The 21,668-nt window shown below is 65.4% G+C and carries 11 protein-coding genes; 7 read left to right on the plus strand and 4 right to left on the minus strand.

Annotation, left to right across the window (positions count from 1 at the left end):
• The first annotated feature begins 145 nt into the window (after nt 1–145).
• Nucleotides 146–3,106, plus strand: a complete 2,961-nt coding sequence (secA, locus tag QRX40_RS07080; protein WP_313837310.1) for a preprotein translocase subunit SecA — start codon at nt 146–148, stop codon at nt 3,104–3,106.
• 231 nt (nt 3,107–3,337) lie between these two features.
• A complete protein-coding gene (trpD, locus tag QRX40_RS07085) occupies nt 3,338–4,438 on the plus strand; it encodes an anthranilate phosphoribosyltransferase (RefSeq protein WP_313837311.1) in 1,101 nt (366 codons plus the stop codon).
• A 97-nt stretch (nt 4,439–4,535) separates the two neighbouring features.
• Here the strand turns inward: trpD and QRX40_RS07090 are convergent, their stop codons facing one another.
• A complete protein-coding gene (locus QRX40_RS07090; protein ID WP_313837312.1) occupies nt 4,536–5,081 on the minus strand; it encodes a hypothetical protein in 546 nt (181 codons plus the stop codon).
• A gap of 48 nt (nt 5,082–5,129) precedes the next feature.
• On the opposite strand from QRX40_RS07090, the gene QRX40_RS07095 reads away from it, so the two are divergent.
• The gene (locus tag QRX40_RS07095) at nt 5,130–5,828 is read left to right on the plus strand and encodes a lysophospholipid acyltransferase family protein (protein WP_313837313.1); all 699 of its coding nucleotides are present in this window, start codon (nt 5,130–5,132) and stop codon (nt 5,826–5,828) included.
• A 12-nt stretch (nt 5,829–5,840) separates the two neighbouring features.
• Here the strand turns inward: QRX40_RS07095 and QRX40_RS07100 are convergent, their stop codons facing one another.
• Nucleotides 5,841–8,036 carry a protein kinase domain-containing protein gene (locus QRX40_RS07100; protein WP_313837315.1) on the minus strand — a complete coding sequence of 732 codons (2,196 nt, stop codon included), beginning with the start codon at nt 8,034–8,036 and terminating at the stop codon, nt 5,841–5,843.
• The gene (locus tag QRX40_RS07105; protein WP_313837317.1) at nt 8,029–9,255 is read right to left on the minus strand and encodes a polyprenyl synthetase family protein; all 1,227 of its coding nucleotides are present in this window, start codon (nt 9,253–9,255) and stop codon (nt 8,029–8,031) included. The genes QRX40_RS07100 and QRX40_RS07105 overlap by 8 nt, the downstream gene beginning before the upstream one ends.
• 166 nt (nt 9,256–9,421) lie before the next feature.
• Between QRX40_RS07105 and QRX40_RS07110 the strand changes: the two genes are divergently transcribed.
• The 4 genes from QRX40_RS07110 to QRX40_RS07125 all read left to right on the plus strand — a co-directional run bounded on the left by QRX40_RS07110 (nt 9,422) and on the right by QRX40_RS07125 (nt 18,992).
• Nucleotides 9,422–10,045, plus strand: coding sequence for a hypothetical protein (locus QRX40_RS07110; RefSeq protein WP_313837319.1), 624 nt, complete (start codon nt 9,422–9,424; stop codon nt 10,043–10,045).
• A gap of 114 nt (nt 10,046–10,159) precedes the next feature.
• A complete protein-coding gene (locus QRX40_RS07115) occupies nt 10,160–11,560 on the plus strand; it encodes an RNA polymerase sigma factor (RefSeq protein WP_313837321.1) in 1,401 nt (466 codons plus the stop codon).
• Nucleotides 11,561–11,690: 130 nt separating this feature from the next.
• The gene (locus QRX40_RS07120; protein ID WP_313837323.1) at nt 11,691–14,039 is read left to right on the plus strand and encodes a DNA topoisomerase IV subunit B; all 2,349 of its coding nucleotides are present in this window, start codon (nt 11,691–11,693) and stop codon (nt 14,037–14,039) included.
• Between the two features lie 48 nt (nt 14,040–14,087).
• On the plus strand, nt 14,088–18,992 hold the full coding sequence (locus QRX40_RS07125) for an ATP-dependent helicase (protein WP_313837325.1): 4,905 nt from the start codon (nt 14,088–14,090) through the stop codon (nt 18,990–18,992).
• A 17-nt stretch (nt 18,993–19,009) separates the two neighbouring features.
• Here QRX40_RS07125 and QRX40_RS07130 read toward each other — a convergent pair whose 3' ends face one another.
• Nucleotides 19,010–21,643: a DNA topoisomerase IV subunit A gene (locus QRX40_RS07130; protein ID WP_313837327.1), complete on the minus strand. Its 2,634-nt coding sequence runs from the start codon at nt 21,641–21,643 to the stop codon at nt 19,010–19,012.
• Nucleotides 21,644–21,668: the final 25 nt, after the last annotated feature.

Consider the following 21,668-nt stretch of genomic DNA (forward strand, 5'->3'; position numbering starts at 1 on the left):
CCCTGTCCGGCTGCCAAGGCCGCAGTTGGGTTCATGGAATAATCGGTTTCGAGAAAATCGGTGCATTCGCGTAAGATAATCAAGGTCTGGGCCTACGTCAGCTGAGGGCGTGCGAAGGCCATAAAAGAACGGTAGGGAGCGCAACGTGGTAGCAGTCTTGGACAAGGTCCTCCGTATGGGCGAGGGTCGTCAGATTCGCAAGCTTCAGGGGGTGGCCAAGGCGACCAACGCCTTCGAGGATCAGATCTCGGCCATGAGCGATGAGGAGCTCAAGGCGCAGACGCCCAAGTTCAAGCAGCGACTGGAGAACGGCGAATCCCTTGATTCCCTGATGCCCGAAGCCTTCGCCACGGTTCGCGAGGTTTCCAAGCGCACCCTGGGCCAGAGGCACTTCGACGTCCAGCTGATGGGCGGCGCGGCCCTGCACTGGGGCAACATCGCTGAGATGAAGACCGGCGAGGGCAAGACCCTGGTGGCCACCCTGCCCAGCTATCTGAATGCCCTGGAGGGCAAGGGCGTGCACGTGGTCACGGTCAACGACTACCTGGCCTCCTACCAGAGCGAGCTCATGGGGCGCATCTTCCGCTTCCTGGGCATGAGCGTGGGCTGCATCATCACCGACCAGCGCCCCAACGAGCGCCGCAAGCAGTACCAGGCGGACATCACCTACGGCACCAACAATGAATTCGGCTTCGACTACCTGCGCGACAACATGGCCTGGGACAAGGACGAGCTGGTCCAGCGCGGCCACCATTTCGCCATCGTGGACGAGGTCGACTCCATTCTGATCGACGAGGCACGCACTCCTCTGATCATCTCCGGACCCGCCGAGGGCGATGTGACCCGATGGTACCGGCAGTTCGCCAAGCTGGTTCCCAAGCTGACCAGGGACGAGGACTACGAGGTCGACGAGAAGAAGAAGGTCGTCGGCATTCTGGACCCCGGCATCACCAAGGTCGAGGACTACCTGGGCATCGACAACCTCTACGAGCCCGCCAACACCGCCCTGATCGGGTACCTGAACAACGCCATCAAGGCCAAGGAGCTCTTCCTGCGCGACCGCGACTACGTGGTCCAGAACGGCGAGGTCCTGATCGTGGACGAGCACACCGGCCGTCTGCTCAAGGGCCGCCGCTACAACGAGGGCCTCCACCAGGCCATCGAGGCCAAGGAGGGCGTGGAGGTCAAGGCCGAGAACCAGACCTTCGCCACCATCACCCTGCAGAACTACTTCCGTATGTACGACAAGCTGGCGGGCATGACCGGCACGGCCGAGACCGAGGCCGCCGAGTTCATGAACACCTACAAGCTGGGCGTGCTGCCCATCCCCACCAACAAGCCCATGATCCGCAAGGATCAGGACGATCTGATCTACCGCTCCAAGAAGGAGAAGCTGGCCGCCATCGTCCGTGACGTAGCCAAGCGGCATGCCAAGGGCCAGCCCATCCTGCTGGGCACCGCATCCGTGGAGTCCTCCGAGGTGGTCTCCTCCCTGCTGGACGTGGCCGGCATCGACCACCAGGTGCTCAACGCCAAGCAGCATGCGCGCGAGGCTGCCGTCGTAGCCGTGGCAGGGCGCAAGGGCGCCGTGACCGTGGCCACCAACATGGCCGGGCGCGGCACCGATATCATGCTGGGCGGGAACGTGGAGTTCCTCGCCGATCAGAAGCTCAAGGAGCAGGGCTACTCGCCCGACGACACCCCTGAGGAGTATGAGAAGCGCTGGCCCAAGATGCTGGATTCCGTCAAGGAACAGGTCAAGGATGAGCATGAGGAAGTCGTCAAGCTGGGCGGCCTCTACGTGCTGGGCACCGAACGGCACGAGTCCCGCCGCATCGACAACCAGCTGCGCGGCCGTTCCGGCCGTCAGGGCGACCCCGGTGAGTCCAGGTTCTACCTGAGCCTGGAGGATGACCTGATGCGCCTGTTCAACACCCAGCTGGTGGCCCGAATGATGTCCTCCAAGAGTCTGCCCGAAGGTCAGCCCATCGGCACCAAGAGCGTCTCCAAGGGTGTGCGCAATGCGCAGAAGTCCGTTGAATCCCGCAACTACGAGATCCGCAAGAACGTGCTCAAGTACGACGATGTGATGAACAAGCAGCGCCAGGTCATCTACGGCGAGCGTCAGGCCGTGCTCAAGGGCGAGGACATCCACCAGGACATCCTCCGCTTCATCCGTGAGACCGTGACGTCATACATTCGTGGGGCGCAGAACGGCTCGGACAAGCCTCAGGATTGGGATGCCGACGGGCTCTGGAAGGCGCTGGCCTCCGTCTATCCGATCAGTCTCGACCAGGATGAGAGCATGGACTCCCTGGAGGGTCTGAAGGGTGACAAGGCCGTCAAGGCACTGGCGGACAAGATCGTGGAGGATGCCGAGTCCATCTACCAGAAGCGCGAGGATGAACTGGGCGAGAAGGGCTCCAGGCAGCTGGAGCGCCAGGTGGTCCTCTCCGTCCTGGACAGCAAGTGGCGCGAGCACCTCTACGAGATGGACTACCTCAAGGACGGCATCGGCCTGCGCGGCATGGGTCAGCGCGACCCCCTGGTCGAGTACCAGCGCGAGGGCTACCAGATGTACAACTCCATGATCGACGCCATCAAGGAGCAGACCGTGCAGCTGCTCTTCAACGTGGACCTCAAGCAAATTGCCGCCAGCCAGGAGAACGAGCGACGGGCCCGCGAAGAACGCGAAGAAAACGAGGGGAGCCAGTCCGAAGAGGTCAACTACCAGGCGCCTGAAGAGCCTGATGCCGAGGACGAGACCACCGACATCGACGAGACGGCCGAGGAGCGTGATGAAGATGCTCCGGCAGGCAGCGTCCAGGAGGACTCCGACGAGGATGCCGCTGACGCGCAGTCGGGTCTGAGCACGTCCGCCGAGGACTCGGAGGCTCCCGACGCTTCGACCCCGGCTCCGGTCGGGCCTGCGCCCATCAGCCATGCCGAGGGCAAGGTTCCTGCCAATAAGAGGCCCAAGGCCGTAGAGGACCACTCGCCCTGGGCCGACGGCCGCACCTTCCCGGGCACGCCCCGCAACGCACCTTGCCCCTGCGGCTCCGGACGCAAGTACAAGATGTGCCACGGTCAGAACGAGAAGAAATGACAGGTACGCGTAAGCATTAGCGGCTTCTGCAGATAGGGTTGCTGATCTGGTTGAAGGCCATCGCTCGCAAGGGCGGTGGCCGCTTTCATATATTGGATTGCCAACATCCATATATTGGTAGCAAAGTGACCAAAATATGGGATGGCCTTGTGCAGGGGAGGGGCAGGGCAGTAAACCTAGAGCAAACAGCGGGGCATCCGGCCCCGCTTCTTCAAAGGGAAAAGAGTCATCATGCGGCCACTTAGCTGGAAATCCGTCCTGAACTCCTTGGTGTCCGGTCGACACCTGAGCGCGGATGAGGCCGAGTGGTGCATGAACGACCTGATGGACGGCAATGCCGACCCGGTGCAGGTGGGCGCCGCCCTGTCCATGCAGTCCACCCTGGGGCTGACCAGCCCTGAGGTCGAAGGGGCCGCCAAGGCCATGGTGGGCCATGCTGTGCCGCTGAAGGTCAGGGGTGACGTGACCGACATCGTCGGCACCGGCGGCGATGGGGCAGCGACGGTCAACCTGTCGACCATGGGCGCCATTGTGGCTGCCGCAGCAGGGGTCAGAATCGTCAAGCACGGCAACCGGGCCGCATCCAGCAAGAGCGGCACCGCCGACTGCCTGGAGCAGCTGGGCCTGCCCTTGGATCTGCCGCCGCAGGAGGTGGCTGCCATGGCTGACCGCTACGGCATCACCTTCGTCTTCGCCAAGACCTTCCACCCTGCCATGCGGTTTGCCGGGCCTGTTCGCTCGTCGCTAGGGATTCCGACCGTCTTCAACCTCCTGGGACCCCTGACCAATCCGGTCAACCCCCGCTATGTGGCCATCGGATGCGCGCAACGTCAGCTGAGCCCCATGATGGCCCAGGTCTATGCCTCACGCGGCCAGGAGGGCATGGTCTACACCTCGGTCGAGGGCCTGGACGAGATGGCCCCGACCGGTCCGGTCTCCATCTGGGAGATCCACCAGGGCAAGGTGGAGGAACGCTCCTTCGACCCGACTCGTGAACTGGGCCTCGACCCGGTGGATTTGGATGACCTGCGCGGCGGCGATCCGGCCTTCAACGCCAGCGTCGTCAGGGACTTCCTGGCTGGAAAGTCGGTTCCCTCCCGTTCCACGGCCCTGCTCAATGCGGCATCGGCCATCGTGGCTGACGGCACAAAGATCGACGCCGGTCCCGAGGCTGATCTGAACGTGCGGTTTGCCCAGGCCTATCAACTGGCTACCGAGGTTGTGGACCAGGGCAGGGCCGCCGACCTGCTGGCAGCCTGGATCCACGGAGCCCAGGAGGCGCAGTCCCGCTGCCAGCAAGAGAATCGGGCATCCCGTCCGGTCTTAGTCTAGGTTCGCGGCTGCCAAGCCTGTTCGGGCCTCGCTGGCTGATCTCTCTGCCAACGAGGCCCGAACTGTTTTGGAGGCTTGTATACGGCGGCACACGGCATTATCGCCGATAGTGTTGTTGGTCGTCATCGAAGAGCCCGCTTGAATCGTCGCGGAAATTCTTCCGGTCGATGATCAGTCCTGCGATGCCTATCAGCAGGAGCAGGCCCGCCAGCAGGCCGGTCAAGCCGGACCAGCGGGGGATGAAGATGGTCAGGAAGAAGCAGACCAGGCCCAGCGCCGTCATGATCATGAAGGCCACCCGCCTTCTGCCCAGGTCGCTCAGGTCGGGGTTGGGCGGCAAAAAGTTCGACGACTGGTCCATGACCTCGTCGGTGTCCAGCCAGCTGCTGCCTTGGAAATCGCGAGGCCCGGAGCCGCCGACGAAGGAGTCGCGCTTCAAGTCCTCGGCCCTCAGCGCTGCCTTCTTCTCGGACTTTCGAGCCTTCTTCTCGAATTCCTTGGCCGTCCTGGACGATTCCAGGGAACCCAGCTCGTCAGCGTGCGAGTTCAGGAAGTCCGCCCATTCCTCGTCCCCCTGTGGGGACCCGGTTCCCGCCTCGCTGTTATACTGTTTCCCGGCGTCGTTATGCTTGTGCTCGGTCATAGAACCATCGTAACCTCGGCCGCACGCATTCGCTACCAAGGAGTCTCTGTGCTGTACTGGTTCTTCGTCAAACTGCTCGGTCCGTTGGCGCGTACCTGGTTCAAACCGACCGTTGAAGGCACGGAGAACATTCCCAAGCAGGGGGCTGCCATCATCGCCTCCAACCATCTGGCCGTCATCGACGACGCCCTCCTGCCCATCACCTGCCCTCGGATGATCCACTTCATGGGCAAGGCCGAGTATTTCAACGGCAAGGGGATAAAGGGCAAGTTCAAGAAGTGGTGGTTCAGCTCGGTCGGTGTCTTTCCCGTGGACAGGTCAGGCGGCTCCAAGTCGCTGGGCGCCATGGAAACGGCTCGTTCCATCCTTGAGCACGGGCACATCTTCGGCATCCATCCGGAGGGCACGCGCAGCCCTGACGGCAGGCTTTACCGGGGGCATACCGGGGCGGCGCGGCTGGCCTTCGAGACCGGGACGACGGTGGTGCCGGCAGCCATCATCGGCACCAGGAAGCTTCAGGAGCCCGGCCATGTGATTCCGCATAAGGGCCGGACCAAGGTCATCTACGGCAAGCCCATCACCGTGCCCTGCGTTCCGGTCAACAGCCTCACCCACGAGGAGATCCGCAACCTGACCGACCGGATCATGCAGGAGATCCAGGAGATGAGCGGGCAACGCTACGTGGACGTGTATGCCCAGGTCATCAAGGCGCATGAAAACCATGAGAACAACCAGGAGCTGGACTGACTTCCCGGGAGTTCAGACCACAGTCAGGGTCACGACGGCCGGCGAGCCGTCATCGTTGAGCACCTTGACCTGACTGCCGGGATTGGGGTCCTGGATGCGCACCGTGTGCGTCAGGTTGCCCAAGGGAGCGGAGATGTTGACCTTGAGCCCGTATCCCTCCAGGATCCTGGTGGCCTCGTCCTGGCTCTTGCCTTTCACGTCGGGCATGGTGATGGACTGCGGCCCCTTGGAGATCACCACGTTGACCGCATCGCCCCAGTGCAGCTGCTCCTGGGCCTGGTGGGAGGCGGAGATCACCTGGTTGCGTGGCACCTTGTCAGACCAGTCCTCGCTGTAGCTGACCTTGAGCCGAAGGGCTTCCAGGGCCGCCTTGGCCTCATCCCTGGCCTTGCCGACGATATCGGGCATGGCCACGGGCATGCGACCCTTGGACAGGACCAGGCTGACCTTGGCATCGTGGCGGGTCTTGGTCCCTGGTGCCGGATCCACTGAAATGGCGGCTCCCTCGGGGATGTCCATGGAGTACTGGTCCTTGGAGGTATCGTGGTCTATCCTGTCGAACCCGGCTGCCTTCAAGGCCTGCACCGGATCCTTGCCATTGGGTGTTTCCGGCGTGAGGATGTCCTTGGGCACCGTGGCCTGGCGCACCCCCTTGGAGACGGTCAATTTGAGCCTGCCGCCCCTCTTGCTGATATGGGCTCCGACGGTATCGGGATCCGCGGCCATGACGGCTCCCTTGGCCACCTGGTCGCTGAAGTCATAGGCGGTGTCGACCTGGATGCCGGCGACCTTGAGTGTGCGGGCGTACTTGGCGAAGTCGGCGCCGACGACCTTGCACTCCTGGTTCTCGGAGCAGGAGACGTCATCCGGCTTGGGCAGGGCGACATAGCTGCCCGGACCCAGGAAGTACCACCAGGCGCCACCGCCGCCTCCTGCCAGGGCCAGGACCAGCAGAACCACCAGCACAATGATCAAACCCCGATGCCGGTGCTTGGGTTGAGCCGCTTCAGCGCCTTGCTGCATGGTCGTTGCATCGGCGGAAGATGCTGCCGGATCCTGAGGCTGCAGAACGGTCGTGGTCTCGGCTCGGGAGGGGGTGTCCACGTCGTTGAGCTGATAGCGTCTGGTCGCTGCGCCCGCATCGGTTTCTGGCGGGACGGGCACAGACAGAACCGTGTCCGAATTCTCCGGGTCTCTGGCCGCCTCCTCGTCGTCATTGGCAGCTGTAGCCGTCTGCCTTGGCGACCCGGTCACCTCAGGGTCGTGCTCAGCGGTTCCGGCGATGGCGGACTCGGGCTGTCCACTGGCTGCGGCTGCTGCGGCCCCTGCAGGCAGCACGTAGTCCATGGCCTGTCGGTCCAGTCCCTTGACCACCTTCCTCAGGCTCTCCAGGGCCTTGCCTGCGTCATCCGGGCGATGCTCGGGGGAGCGGTCGGTCATCCCGGAGACCAGGGCGGCCACAGACGGGTCGATTCCCGGGCAGACCCTGGCCAGGGAGGGGACGTCCTCGTGGACGTGCTTGAAGACGATGGTCACCGGATTGTCGCTGGCGAAGGGGACCGTGCCGGTCAGCATCTCGTAGGCGATAATGCCCACGGCGTAGAGGTCGCTCTGGGGGGAGGCCTCATTGTTCTCGATGGTCTCGGGTGCCAGGTAGGCGGCTGTGCCCATGAGCATGCCCGTCGAGGACAGGGTGGCCTGGGCGGCGGCGCGGGCCAGGCCGAAGTCGGTGATCTCCACGTGGCCGCGGTCGTTGATGAGGATGTTTTCCGGCTTGATGTCGCGGTGGATGACGCCGGCTCGGTGGGCGGAGGCCAGGCCGTCCAGGATCTCGCCCAGGATGCGCAGGGTCTCCTTCAGGGGATAGACGCCCTGCCGGGCCATGTCCCGCCGCAGGCTGATGCCGTGGACATACTCCATGACCAGGTAATCCAGCCCCTGATCGACGCCCGTGTCGTAGACCTGGACGATGTGGGGGTTGGCGATGGCAGCCGCGGACCTGGCCTCCCGGCGGAAGCGCTCCTCGAACTGGGCCCTGTGCGGCCCCTGGGCCAGCATGGTGTGCATGATCTTGACCGCCACATGCCTGGACAGCCGCTGGTCCAAGGCCTCGTAGACCGTGGCCATGCCACCCTGTGCGATCTCACGCAGAATGCGGTAGCGCCCGTCGATGATCCGGTCGCTGGTCCTCTCGTCCGCTTCACTCATGCTCGTCTTGTCCGGCCCTCTGCACCTCGGAGGCCTGACCGGCCTCGGCATCAATGGAAGATACACGTTCATGATACCCGGCGGTGGTGGCAAGCGGCAGGAAGCGTCGGCAGGCCTCTAGGAAGATGGTTCGGCCCCCTGTCGACAGATGCAGACGATCGGCCAGGGCCTGGGCTCGGGCCTGGGCTCGGACGGACAGGTCAGCCATGCGTCGACGGCTGGCCTCTACGGCCCCGCAGGACTGCATCAGGTCACGGACCATATTCACCTGGGTCTTGTTGCGGACTTGGGAGGTGCAACTGTACAGTCGGCGGATTTCCTTGGCCTGGTCAGGATCGGCCATGGCCAGGGTGTCGGCCAGGAGGACGGTCCGCTTGCCCTCGCGGATATCGCCACCAACGGGTTTGCCGGTACGTCGGTCGTCGCCTGTTACATCCAGCAGATCATCCGCCAGCTGGTAGGCCAGACCCAGATCCAGACCCAGGGCGCGCACGGACTCTTTATGCTCTTCCAGGTCTGCACCAGAGGCCAGCAGGCCCAGAGCCAGCGGGGCCAGGGTGGTGTAGGAGGCGGTCTTCCAGGCCATGGTGTGCAGGGCCTGGCGGCGCAGGCGTCCCGGATCGTCCAGACAGGCCTCCTCCATGCCCATGTCCAGGACCTGGCCGGTGACCACAGCCGTCTGCATGGCTTGAAAGGCCCTGCCGATGGCCGCTCCCTGAGGCAGCTTGGCAGCCGCCTGGAGGGCCATGTCCGTGCTCAGCGATGCCAGCAGGTCGCCAAGGAGGATGCCTAGGCCGGCGCCGCGGGCATCAGGTTTTGCGGGCGCCCGGCCGCTCGAATCGTTTCCGGCAACCGACCGGCTCAGGGCCAGATGGGCGGCAGGACGGCCCCGACGACGGGGGGAGCCGTCGATGATGTCGTCGTGGACCAGCGCGCTGGTCTGATAGACCTCCAAGGCGCAGGCAAGGTCCACTACCGCCTGTTCACGGTCAGGATTCTGCTCGGACTCCAGAGCCCGCCAGACGTCGCAGAGCAGCAGGGCGCGCAGGCGTTTGCCGCCGCGGCCAGCCTCGATTGCCTGGAGGATGACCTCCTGCAAAGCCTCCTGGGAGGGGTTCTGATCCAGGGGTTGGTCCGGTCCGGACTCTGGAGCAATCAGATGGTCGCAACGGCGTAGGAGCAGTTCCTCCATGCGCTGTTCGACCCGTGCTGCAGTCACGCTTTTCATGCCTTAGAGCCTATCCGCATATCTGCCCAGCGAACAGGCTGCCAGGACCATGGTGGATGGATGACACCACTTGACCACATGATCGGTTGTGGCTTTCCTCGCGATTCCAGCTGGATCAGGATGGTGCCAAGGCTCCCGGTGCTCATACCGGGAGCGGATGGGAGGCGATGACGGCATGGACGATGCGCATGAATACGGCATGAAAGACCTGGTGGAGCACTACCGAGAGGGCCGACGACGATGGGGTGTGGAAGAGGCCGACAGACGATGGCTCCAGCAACCTCTGACAGACTGGACCGCTGGTTTGCAAGGGCCGCAGACGTGCCAGCGGTTGGACGCCGACTCGGCCGACTGCCTGGCCGTGGCCATTAAGGAGACGCTGGCCATACGCGACGGGCTTATTTTGTCCATTCTGGCACCCGAGCCTGGCCTGGACAGCGATCGGCTGATGGATCTTTGCGTTCGTCCCAACGATCCATCGAATGTGACGGCGCTCTGCAGCATCCTGGATGCGGTCTTCAAGGACACCGCAACACGGCCGGACCAGCCCCGTTGCCGTGCTGGGCTTGCCATGCTTGAAGCCATGGCAGATCAGGTTCCGCCGGGGTTTCGGTCCCAGCCACTGGCGGTCGCGGCTTATGTCGACTGGTGGAGTGGGGGATCCCGAGCATCGGGGTTTGCGGAGAAAGCTCTGGCAGACGACCGCTCCTGCAGCCTGGCCGCCATCGTCCTGGCCTTGATAGGCCGCGGCATCGACCCGGCTTGGAGGCAATTGGGCTGAATCGGGAATAATCGTCCCCCTGGGGTGGTTCACTTTAATGAGTCTACGATTTGACCTTGCCAGAGCTGTGCCCTAAAAGCAGTGTCGGCGGGTGGGATGATCCAGGAGGAGAATTTGGCCACGAAGGACACCAAGTCAGCCAAGACAGCCGCAGTGGATACCGAAAAGGGCCGGACCAGTTCAACTGCCGGCAAGACCAAGACCGCCACCAGGTCCAAGACCAGCAGCAAGGCGTCCCGCAAGACCGCGTCCCGCAAGAGCGCCGCCACTAGCACCTCGGCGACCAAGACGAACCGCCGTCCGGCCTCCAAGACCGCCAAGAAGGTCGAAGAGAAGCCCATCCGCCAGCAGGAGGAGCAGGAGCCCGACGAGGACCTGCTCGAGGATCAGGAGGACGACGACCAGCTGGAGGACGAGCCCGACGAGGGCGATCAGGAGGAGGATGAGGCCTCCCAGGTCCAGGATGAGGCCGAAGAGGACCGCAAGGCCGCCCATGCCCTCGCAGCCAAGGTCAAGGGCGCCTTTGTCGTCGACGATTCCGATGACGACGAGAATGTCACCCCCTCAGGCAATCCCAAGCGTCGTGTGGTCACCGCCGGCGCCACTGCCGATCCTGTCAAGGACTACCTCAAGCAGATCGGCCGCGTCAGCCTGCTGAACGCCGAGCAGGAGGTGGACCTCTCGGAGCGCATCGAGGCCGGCCTCTACGCCCAGCATCTGCTGGATACCGAGGGCGAGGACATGGACTTCAAGCGTCGCCGCGAGCTCAAGTGGGCCGCCAACGACGGGAAGAAGGCCAAGGACCATCTGTTGGAGGCCAACCTGCGACTGGTGGTCTCCCTGGCCAAGCGCTACACCGGCAGGGGCATGCTCTTCCTGGACCTGATCCAGGAAGGCAACCTGGGTCTGATTCGTGCCGTGGAGAAGTTCGACTACACCAAGGGCTACAAGTTCTCCACCTACGCCACCTGGTGGATTCGTCAGGCCATCACCAGGGCCATGGCCGACCAGGCCCGCACCATCCGCGTGCCCGTCCACATGGTCGAGGTCATCAACAAGCTTTCCCGCGTCCAGCGTCAGATGCTGCAGGACCTGGGCCGCGAACCCACCCCCGACGAGCTGGCCAGGGAACTGGACATGCCCGTCGAGAAGGTCCAGGAGGTCCAGAAGTACGGCCGCGAGCCCATCTCCCTGCACACCCCTCTGGGTGAGGACGGCGACTCGGAGTTCGGCGACCTGATTGAGGACACCGACGCCATCGCCCCCTCGGATGCCGTGGCCTTCTCCCTGCTGCAGGAGCAGTTCCAGCAGGTTCTCGAGACCCTGAGCCCCCGTGAGGCCGGCGTCATCAAGATGCGCTACGGCCTGGAGGATGGACAGCCCAAGACCCTGGACGACATCGGCCGCGTCTACGGGGTCACCCGTGAGCGCATCCGCCAGATCGAGTCCAAGACCATGTCCAAGCTGCGGCATCCCTCGCGCTCGCAGACCCTGCGGGACTTCCTGGATCAGTGACCTCTGCGCCCGGCGGGGAGGTTCTGATGCTGTCGAGGCCTCCTTGCTAGAAATGGTCATCGGTGCGTAAGCGACCGCCCACGCGAGGACTCCTGTCCCCGTGGGCGCCATGAGGTGAACGGCGAGGTAAATGGTGGCGAAAAAGCCTGATAAGGGAAAGTCCTATGGTGCCGGCAGTCTGACGGTTCTGGATGGGCTGGACGCAGTGCGCAAGCGTCCAGGCATGTACATCGGTACCACGGACAGCCAGGGGCTCATGCACTGCCTTTGGGAGATCATCGACAACGCCGTGGACGAGGCTCTGGCCGGCCAGTGCGACCACATCAAGGTCATCCTGCACCAGGACGGCTCCATCGAGGTGGACGACAATGGACGAGGCATCCCCGTCGATATTGAGCCTCGCACGGGGCTGACCGGCGTGGAGGTGGTCCTGACCAAGCTTCATGCCGGCGCCAAGTTCGGCAACTCTTCCTATACGGCCGTGGGTGGTCTGCACGGCGTGGGCTCTTCGGTGGTCAACGCTCTGAGCTCCCGACTGGACGTGGAGGTGGACAGGGACGGCAAGACCCACCGGATGCGCTTCCACCAGGGCCATCCCGGCACCTACCAGGACCCGGATCCGGAGCATCCCTCGCCTGATTCGCCCTTCAAGCGCACCAGGAAGAACCGGCCTACGCCTCTGGAAGTGGTGGGCAGCGTGCCCAAGTCCCGGACCGGCACCAGGGTGCGTTACTGGGCCGATCCGGAAATTTTCAACTCGACGGCCCGGTTCAGCTACGCCCAGCTGATCGACCGGGTGCGTCAGACCAGCTTCCTGGTGCCCGGCCTCAAGATCACCGTGATCGACGAGCGCATCCCCGCCACAGGAAGCGCCCAGCAGGACCTGCGCCTGGAGGTTGACGGCGAACCTGCTGCGGAACCGGACGATCAGGACATTCAGGGGAACCTTGGTGAACCGTCTGACAGCGGGGACTGGCCAGAAGAAGGCGCCGAAGACCAACCTGCCGAGGATGCGCAGGCGGATGATGCCGACCTTTCGGCCACCGAGCGGGCCGACCGGGCCATGCTGCAGCCGGAGGACCAGTCCGGCCATCAGCGGGTGGAGGAGTTCCTGCACACCGGCGGGGTGACGGACTTCGTGGACTTCCTGTCCAAGGGCGAGCCGGTCAGCGACATCTGGCGGATCAGCGGCCAGGACACCTACCAGGAGGAGACCCAGCGGGTGGGCCCCGATGGCGAGCTGCACGCCGAGCAGGTGGAACGTGTCTGCGGGGTGGATATCGCACTGCGCTGGGTCAACGACTACGATTCAGTCGTCCGCAGCTTCGTCAATGTGGTGGAGACGCCCGGCGGGGGCATGCACGTGGACGGGTTCATGAACGCCATGACCCGCCAGGTGCGCAAGGCCGTGGAGGCCAACGCCCGCCGTCTCAAGGTCAACCTCAAGGACTCCCATACCAAGGTGGAGCGCGACGACGTCCTGGCCGGGCTGGTGGCCGTGGTCACCGTGCGCATTGCCGAGCCGCAGTTCCAGGGCCAGACCAAGGACGTGCTGGGCACGGCCCAGGTCAAACCCATCGTCACCCGGATGACCGACGACCAGTTCGGCCAGATGATCAGCGGCTCCAAGCGCGGCTTCAAGGAGCAGTCTGGCCAGGTGCTGGAGAAGATCGTCGGCGAGATGCATGCCCGCGTCCAGGCCCGGAAGACCAAGGAGGTCACCAGGCGCAAGAACGCCCTGGAATCGGCCTCCATGCCCTCCAAGCTCTCGGATTCCATGCCCGGCAACGATGACATCGCCGAGCTGTTCATCGTCGAGGGCGACTCCGCCCTGGGCACGGCCAAGGCCGCCCGAAACTCCATGTTCCAGGCCCTGCTGCCCATCCGCGGCAAGATCCTCAACGTGCAGAAGGCCTCCCTGTCCCAGATGCTGACCAACAAGGAGTGCGCCTCCATCATCCAGGTGGTCGGCGCCGGCTCGGGGGCCAGCTTCGACATCGACCAGGCCCGCTACAACAAGGTCATCATGATGACCGACGCCGACGTGGACGGCGCCCACATCCGCATCCTCCTGCTGACCCTCTTCTACCGCTATATGCGGCCCCTGATCGAGAACGGGCGGGTCTACGCAGCCGTGCCGCCCCTGCATCGAATCGCCCTGGCAGGCAAGAACAAAGGGAAGTTCATCTACACCTATTCGGACGATGAGCTGGAGGGCAAGCTGGCCGACCTGCATGCCAAGCACATCGACTACAATCCCGATGTGCAGCGCTACAAGGGTCTGGGCGAGATGGACGCCGACCAGCTGGCCGACACCACCATGGATCCCAGGACCCGCATGCTGCGCCGCATCCGCATGGAGGATGCCGCTCAGGCAGCCGGCATCTTCCCCCTGCTCATGGGGGACGACGTGCCGCCCCGCAAGCAGTTCATCGTGGACAATGCCGACGACTTCGACCGGAGCAAGATCGACACCTGATCTGCCTTCGGCAAGGCCCGAAAGGGCGGGGAGAGGAGTGTGACGCATATGGGCGATCCCTTGGGCAGTTTCTCCCCGCAGACGGCCGACTGGTTTCGTCAGGCCTTCCCCGAGGGTCCCACGCCGACCCAGGTGCAGGCCTGGCCGGCCATCCGCGCAGGCGGCGATGCGCTGATCATTTCGCCCACCGGTTCGGGCAAGACCCTGGCCGCCTTTCTTTGGGCCATCGACGAGCTCATGACCAGGCCCCGGCGCTCCCGGAAGCCTGGGGTCGCCGTGCTCTACATCTCGCCCATGAAGGCCCTGGGGACGGATGTGGCCCGCAACCTGCAGGCTCCGCTGGAAGGCATCGCCGAGCGGTTTGAACAGCAGGGAGGCAAAGCGCCCAAGGTCCGGACGGGCATCCGCACCGGAGACACCGATGCCCGCGGCCGCAGAGCCCTGGCCGCCCATCCGCCAGACATTCTGGTCACCACCCCTGAATCCCTCTATCTGATGCTGACCTCCAAAACGGCTAGCACGCTGAAGAACGTGCAAACCGTTATTGTGGACGAAATCCACGTTTTGGCGGGCAACAAGCGCGGGGCTCATCTGGCCCTGAGTCTGGAGCGGCTGGACGACCTGGTCGGAGGGCCCGTGCAGCGGATCGGCCTGTCGGCTACGGTCCGGCCGTCCGAGCAGGTGGCACGTTTCCTGGGTGGCAGCCGTCAGGTCAGTCTGATCCAGCCCAAGTCGTCCACAGCCATGGACCTGCGCCTGATCGAGCCCCTGGAGGACATGGGCGATCTGGCCGCGCCGCCCGGTCAGTCAGGTGAGTCAGGTCAGGAGGGCGACCAAAGAAGCGGGTCCATCTGGCCAGCAATCGAGCGGGCCATTCTGGACCAGGTTCTGTCCCACCGCACCACCCTGGTCTTCGTCAACTCCCGAGGGCTCGCCGAACGCCTGACCGCCCGGCTGAACGACCTGCACCAAGCCGATCTGCAGGCCTCAGGTCATGACCAGCCGGGTTTCTCCGATGAGACAGATGAGTCCAGGGAGCCCGCCCACTACGATTCGGCCACCGGTTCCACTTCCGAGAGGACTTCCGGCCAGAGCGTCGACCAACCCATTGCCATGGCCCACCATGGGTCGGTGTCCAAGGAACGCCGGCGCCAGGTGGAGGATGACCTCAAGGCCGGCAGACTGCGCTGTGTGGTGGCCACCTCCAGCCTGGAGCTGGGCATCGATATGGGCTCGGTCGATCTGGTCATCCAGGTCAACGCCCCGCTGTCGACCGCCTCGGGACTGCAGCGGGTGGGCCGGGCCGATCACCAGGTCGGTCGGGTATCCCAAGCCAGGCTTTTCCCCCTGACCCGCGAGCAGATCCTGGAGTGCACGGCCAGCATGGAGAGCATGGCCCAGGGCGACATCGAACCCACCATCATGCCCAGCAGCCCCTTGGATGTTCTGGCCCAGCAGACGGTGGCCGCGGCCGCCATGGGACCGCTCAGTGAGCAGGACTGGCTGGCCACGGTCAGACGGGCCGCGCCCTTCGCCCATCTGGACCAGCAGGTCTACCGGGCGGTGCTGGGCATGCTCAGCGGCGCCTACACCTCCCAGGATTTCACCGCCTTCCGTCCCATCCTGGTCTGGGACCGCCAGACCGGAACCCTGACGGCCCGACCCGGCGCACAGCGACTGGCGGTGACCTCCGGAGGCACCATTCCCGACCGCGGCTCCTACAGTGTGGTCATGCCCTCCGAGGCCGCCGGCGGCAAGCCCCGCCGAGTGGGGGAACTGGACGAAGAGATGGTCTACGAGTCCCGCAAGGGGGACGTGATCACCCTGGGCACCACCTCCTGGAGGATCCAGCAGATCACCCGCGACCGTGTGGTGGTGGTACCCGCTCCGGGACGCTCCGCCAGACTGCCATTCTGGCACGGGGAGGGCACCGGCCGTGACCCCGCATTCGGCCGTCGTCTGGGCAGGCTGGCCAGGGAACTGTCCCAGGGCCTGATACCGGCGGTCCAGACTGCCTCCGGTCGGCCGGGCTTCACTCAACCCGTCTGTTCTCGTCTGCTGGAGGACGGCCTGGACCGTCCTGCCATCAACAATCTGGCCGCCTTTCTGGCCGAGCAGCAGGCCTCCACCGGCCGGGTGCCCGACGACCGTCACCTGGTGGTAGAGCGCTGCCCCAACGAGGAGGGCGATCTGAGGCTGATCCTCCATTCGCCATACGGCCGCAGGGTCAACGAGCCCTGGGCCCTGGCCATCGCCGCCCGGCTCTCCCGCGAGCGCGGATACGACGGATCCGTCTGGGCGGGGGAGGACGGCATCGTCGTGCAGATCCCGGGTACCGATGCCTTCCTGGAAGACCAGCGAATATTCGGATTCACCCCCGATCAGGTGGAGCGCGAGGTCCGACGTCATCTGGTCGGCTCGGCGCTCTTCCAGGCCCGCTTCCGCCAGTGCGCAGCCCGCTCGCTCTACATGCCCAGGATGGAGCCCGGCCGCAGGGTGCCGCTCTGGCAGCAGCGTCTTCGAGCCTCCCGTCTGCTGGACGCGGCCCTGAAGGAGGATGACTTCCCCCTGGTTCTGGAGACCATGCGCGAGTGCCTCCAGGACGTCTACGACATGCCTGCCCTGCGCGAGCTCATGGCCGACCTGGAGCAGGGGAGCGCCCGTCTGGTCCCGGCCTTTACCCGGACCCCCTCGCCCATGGCCTCGGGGCTGCTCTTCGGCTACCTGGGGACCTTCATGTACCAGTACGACATGCCCAAGGCCGAGCGCGACGCCGCCATGCTGGCCATCGACTCCGATCTGCTGGAGCAGATGGTCGGCCAGGTGGACATGGCTGACCTCCTGGACCAGGAGACCGTCGACCAGGTGACCGCTGATCTGCAGCGGCTTTCGCCCAGGACCCGGGCCAGGGGGGCCGAGGGGCTGGCCGACCTACTGCGCACCCTGGGCCCTATGGATCCGGCCGGGATTCGCCGGCGCATGCGCGGGCAGGAGGACGAACCGGTGACGCAGGCACAGGTCCGGGCCATGCTGGAGGAGCTGCGGACCCAGTCCAGGGTGGTTCCCGTCAGGTTAGGCGCTCGCGACTGCTGGATATGGGCCGGTCAGGCAGGGCGGCTGACGGCGGTTCTGGGCCCTGGCATCATCCAGCCATCCGCCCAGCCGACAAAGGAATCGGAATCAGACAGCGAGGCCTTCGACCAGCTGGTCAGGCAATACGCCGCAGTCCATGGGCCATTCACCACCCAGGATCTGGCCGGCCACCTGGGCCTGGGCAGCGCTCTCTTGGAGGGCAGACTGCGTTCCCTGGCCGCTCGCGAAATGCTCATGACCGGGGTCTTCCCCCGGCCCGACCTGCGTGCCTACGGCGAGCCTGGATGGGAGGGGGGTCAACCCCGCCGAGGGTGGCTGGATCCCGAGGTCTTCCGTCGGCTGCGCTCGCGGTCCCTGGCCAAGGCCAGCAAGGCCGCCAGTCCCGTTCCCGGCCATGTCTACAGCGACTTCCTTCTTCACCGGCAGGGTCTGGCACCCCTGGGCCAGGAGCCCTTGATGGGCGCCGAAGGACTGCTGGAGGTGGTCGGGCAGCTGGAGGGGCTGGCTCTGCCGCCTGAACTCTGGGAGTCGGCCATCTTCCCGGCCAGGGTGCGTGATTACGGTCCCGCATTGATGGACGATCTGCTGGCCTCGGGCCAGGTGGTCTGGGTGGGGTCCGACCAGGGGGAGGGCCCGCTGGGCGCCATGACCTTCTACCTGGCCGAGGACCTGGATGAGGAGCTTCCAGCACAATCCGCCGGTTCTCCGTCAGCCACAAATGGGACCGGCAACCTGAGCCACCCGGGCAACGCGGGCGATCTGGAAAAGGTCCTGCTGGGTGTGCTGGCCGATGGGGGAGCCTACCGCTTCGATCGCCTTCTGCGCGCCTGCGCCAGCCGGGGCGGGGATGGCATGGAGTCCCCTGATTCTAAGGCCCCCGACCAGGAGGCCCTGGCCCGTTCGCTCTGGGGCCTGGTCAGGCGTGGGCTGGTCACCAACGCCTCCCTGGCTCCTGTTCGGCGGCTGGTCCGTGGATCAGGGCCGCAGCCCTCGGGGAGGGCCCGCCGTTTGCCCCATGGTCTGCGTGGGCGCGGCAGGTCCTTGGGACGCGCGGCTTTGACGCGGGCGGCCGGCTCATCTGCCTTGTCAGCGGCGGCGGAGGGATTCTGGACCCTTGTTGCGGATGAGCGCGGAGCAGCAGCAGTTGCAGCGGGGATGGGCATGCCCGATCCAATCGACAAATCGAGAGGCAGCCAGGACGGTGACCGCCAGCGGACCGTCAGCCTGGTCCACGAGGAGCAGGCCATCCTGGACCGCTATGGGCTCCTGGCTCCGGTGCTGCCTGAGGTGCGGTCCCTGCCCGGCGGATTCTCGGCCCTCTATCAGGTCTGCAGGCGCATGGAGGAGGCCGGCCGGCTGACGCGAGGGGTCATCGTCGACGGCTTCGGCGGCGCCCAGTTCGCCCCCAGAGAGGTGATCAACCAGCTCAGGGACTTCCAAGAGGATGAGCGCAAAAGCGATGGCGAAGGCGGATCGGGGCAGCGACCTGCCGAACCCGTGGTCATGGACGTGACCGATCCCGCCAACCTCTATGGCACGGCTCTTGCCTGGCCGACCACATCAGGGGATGGCGGCGGACGGCCCATTCGGCGGATAGGGAACCTCCTGGTGCAGAATCATGGCCGCGCCCTGGTCTATGCGGCGCCCAAGGGTCATCATCTGCTGGTCTTCGGTGAGCCCGAGCGTGGATTGCTGGAGGCCGCCTTCGCCCAGCTGGCCTCATGGCTGAGCCGGGACGGACAGGGACGCATCCTCTTCAGTGATGCCAATGGCCGGCCTCTGACCATGCGCGAACCGGTGGGCATGGCCCTGGCCGCAGCCGGGTTCACGGCCGGTCCGGGCGGCATGGCACTCTACTGAGCCCTTGCTGAGCGCCCTCAGGCCACGAAGGCGATGGGCGCTGCCAGCTCCTGGCCGGAGGCGTCCCGGCGCATGTCCACTTCGGGCAGTTCGACCGGAGAACCGGCGGCGGTGCTGGCGTGCAGGGGCCAGGCGCCCACCCGGGCCAACAGCAGGGTGTCCTGACCCTTGAGGAAGCGCTGGGAGCGCACGCCTTTCGTGCCGCGGCCCTTGACCGGATACATCTCCAGCGGGGTCAGCTTGGCCGACCCGTTCTCGGTGCCGGGCAGGGCCTCGGAGTCGCCGGCCACAGTCAGGACCACGGCCCCGGCCTGGGTGCTCATGCCATCCTCGCCCGTCTCCTGATAGGTCCAGCCGATCTCCCCGGCCGGCACGACCGCGAAGGCGGCGACCTGGCAGCCCTGGGCCAGCCGGATGCCCGCCATGCCGGCCGCATTGCGGCCCTGGGGGCGAACCTTGTCCCCGGTGAAGGTCAGCAGGCTGGCATCCGAGGAGATGAGCACCATCCGATCCCCGTCCTGGCAGGGGGCTGCGAAGACCACCTGGTCGTCACCCTTGAGGTCGATGACCGACCAGGAGTCCATGGTGGTCGGGGATTCGCGGTTCCAGCGCTTGACCGTGCCCAGCCGGGTGCCCAGGGCCAGAGGCGCGGAGTCGTTCATGTCGATGACGGTGACGGCGTGCTCGTCGGCCTGGGGTTCGGTGCTGGCGGTCCCGCCCAGGAGCTCGTCAGCCACGATGCCCCCGCTCAGGTTGGGGTTGGCGGTGGCCGGGATCAGCGGCAGGTCGGCCACGTGGGCGGTGATCAGCCTTCCAGCCGTGGTCACCAGGCCGTAGGTGGCCAGGGTAGTGGTGGCGAATATGGCGATGACCTGGTCGTCATGCCCCCGGTCCTGGTTGCGCGGCCGGGACCGCCAGGCATCCAGGGCGCCCGGGGTGCTGCGTGCCAGCAGTCCGGTGGCGCTCATCATGACCGTGCAGGGCTTGTCCTCCATGTGCAGGTCGCCGCCGTCGCCGCCGCGGCTGGTTCCTCCGCTGGCCAGCAGTGCAGCCTGGGAGCCAGCAGCGACCTTGCCCGAGGTCTGCTGAGCGGTTTGCTGGTCGCTGGCTGCCGACTGCACGGGGGCCAGGTCGCCGGAGGGCTCCTGGTCCAGGATGACCGTGCGCCTGGGCGTGCCCCACTGGGCCGCTGCCTGATCCATCTCCTGGATGACCACCCGATCCAGCTCGGCCGAAGAGCCCAGAATCCGCTCCAGCTCCTCCAGCTGCTTGTTGAGGTCGTCTCGTTCGCCCTCCAGCTCGATCCGGCTCATCTTGGTCAGCCGCCGCAGCCGCAGGTCAAGAATGTACTGGGCCTGGGTCTGATCCAGGTCGAAGACCGCCATCAGCCTGGTCTTGGCCGCATCCGCGTCGTCCGAGCTGCGGATGACCTGGATGACCTCGTCGATGTCGACCAGGGCCAGCAGGAGCCCCTCGACCAGGTGCAGACGCTCCAGGGCCTTCTTGCGGCGGAACTCGCTGCGCCGATGGATGACCGTGCGCCGGTGCTCCACCCAGACTTGCAGCAGCTCCTTGAGCCCCATGGTTCTGGGCCGTCCGTGGACCAGGGCCACGTTGTTGATGGTGAAGGAGTCCTCCAGGGGCGTGTACTTGAAGAGCTTGCCCAGGACCTTGCCCGGATCGAATCCCGTCTTGATCTCGATGACCAGTCGGGTCCCGTTGTGCCGGTCGGTCAGGTCGATGGCGCTGGAGATGCCCTCCAGCTTGTGGTTGCGCACCCCATCGGAGATACGCTCCAGAACCCGCTCGGGGCCCACCATGAAGGGCAGCTCAGTGACCACGATGGCCTTCTTGCGGGCGGTCACGTTCTCCAGGTGGGTGACGGACCTGGTCACGAAGGCCCCCCGGCCGTGCTCGTAGGCTTTGCGGATGCCGTCCCGTCCCACGATGACTCCGCCGCCGGGCAGATCCGGGCCGGGCACGTAGCGCATGAGCTCGTCCAGCCCTGCGTCCGGGTGGGCCATCAGATACTTGGCGGCGGCCACCACCTCGCCCAGGTTGTGGGTGATCATGTTGGTGGCCATGCCCACGGCGATGCCCGAGGCCCCGTTGACCAGCAGGTTGGGGATGGCCGAGGGCAGGACCTGGGGCTCCTTGAGCTTGTTGTCGTAGTTGGGGGAGAAGTCCACCGTGTCCTGGTCGATGTCGGCGTTCATGCCCAGGGCCGCAGGAGCCAGCCTGGCCTCGGTGTAGCGGGAGGCAGCCGGGCCGTCGTCCAGGGATCCGAAGTTGCCGTGGCCGTCGACCAGGGGCAGGCGCATGGCAAAGGGCTGGGCCAGGCGCACCATGGCCTCGTAGATGGATGAGTCGCCATGGGGGTGCAGCTTGCCCATGACCTCGCCCACGGCCCTGGCGGACTTCATATAAGGGCGGTCGGGGTTGAGGTTCATCTGGCCCATCTGGTAGATGATCCGCCGCTGGACCGGCTTGAGTCCGTCACGGGCGTCGGGCAGGGCCCTGGCGTAGATGACCGAGTAGGCGTATTCCAGGAAGGACTTGCTCATCTCCTCGTTCAGAGGGGTTTCGACGATGTGCTCCTTGACCTGCCGGGGGTCGTACCCCGCCGCCTTGCTCCTGCGATGAGTTGCCATGCTCCAGCTCCTGCTCCTTCATGTT

Origin of the sequence: Bifidobacterium sp. H6bp9, from assembly GCF_032193695.1 — a bacterium.
Taxonomy (GTDB): Bacteria; Actinomycetota; Actinomycetes; order Actinomycetales; family Bifidobacteriaceae; genus Bombiscardovia; species Bombiscardovia kimbladii.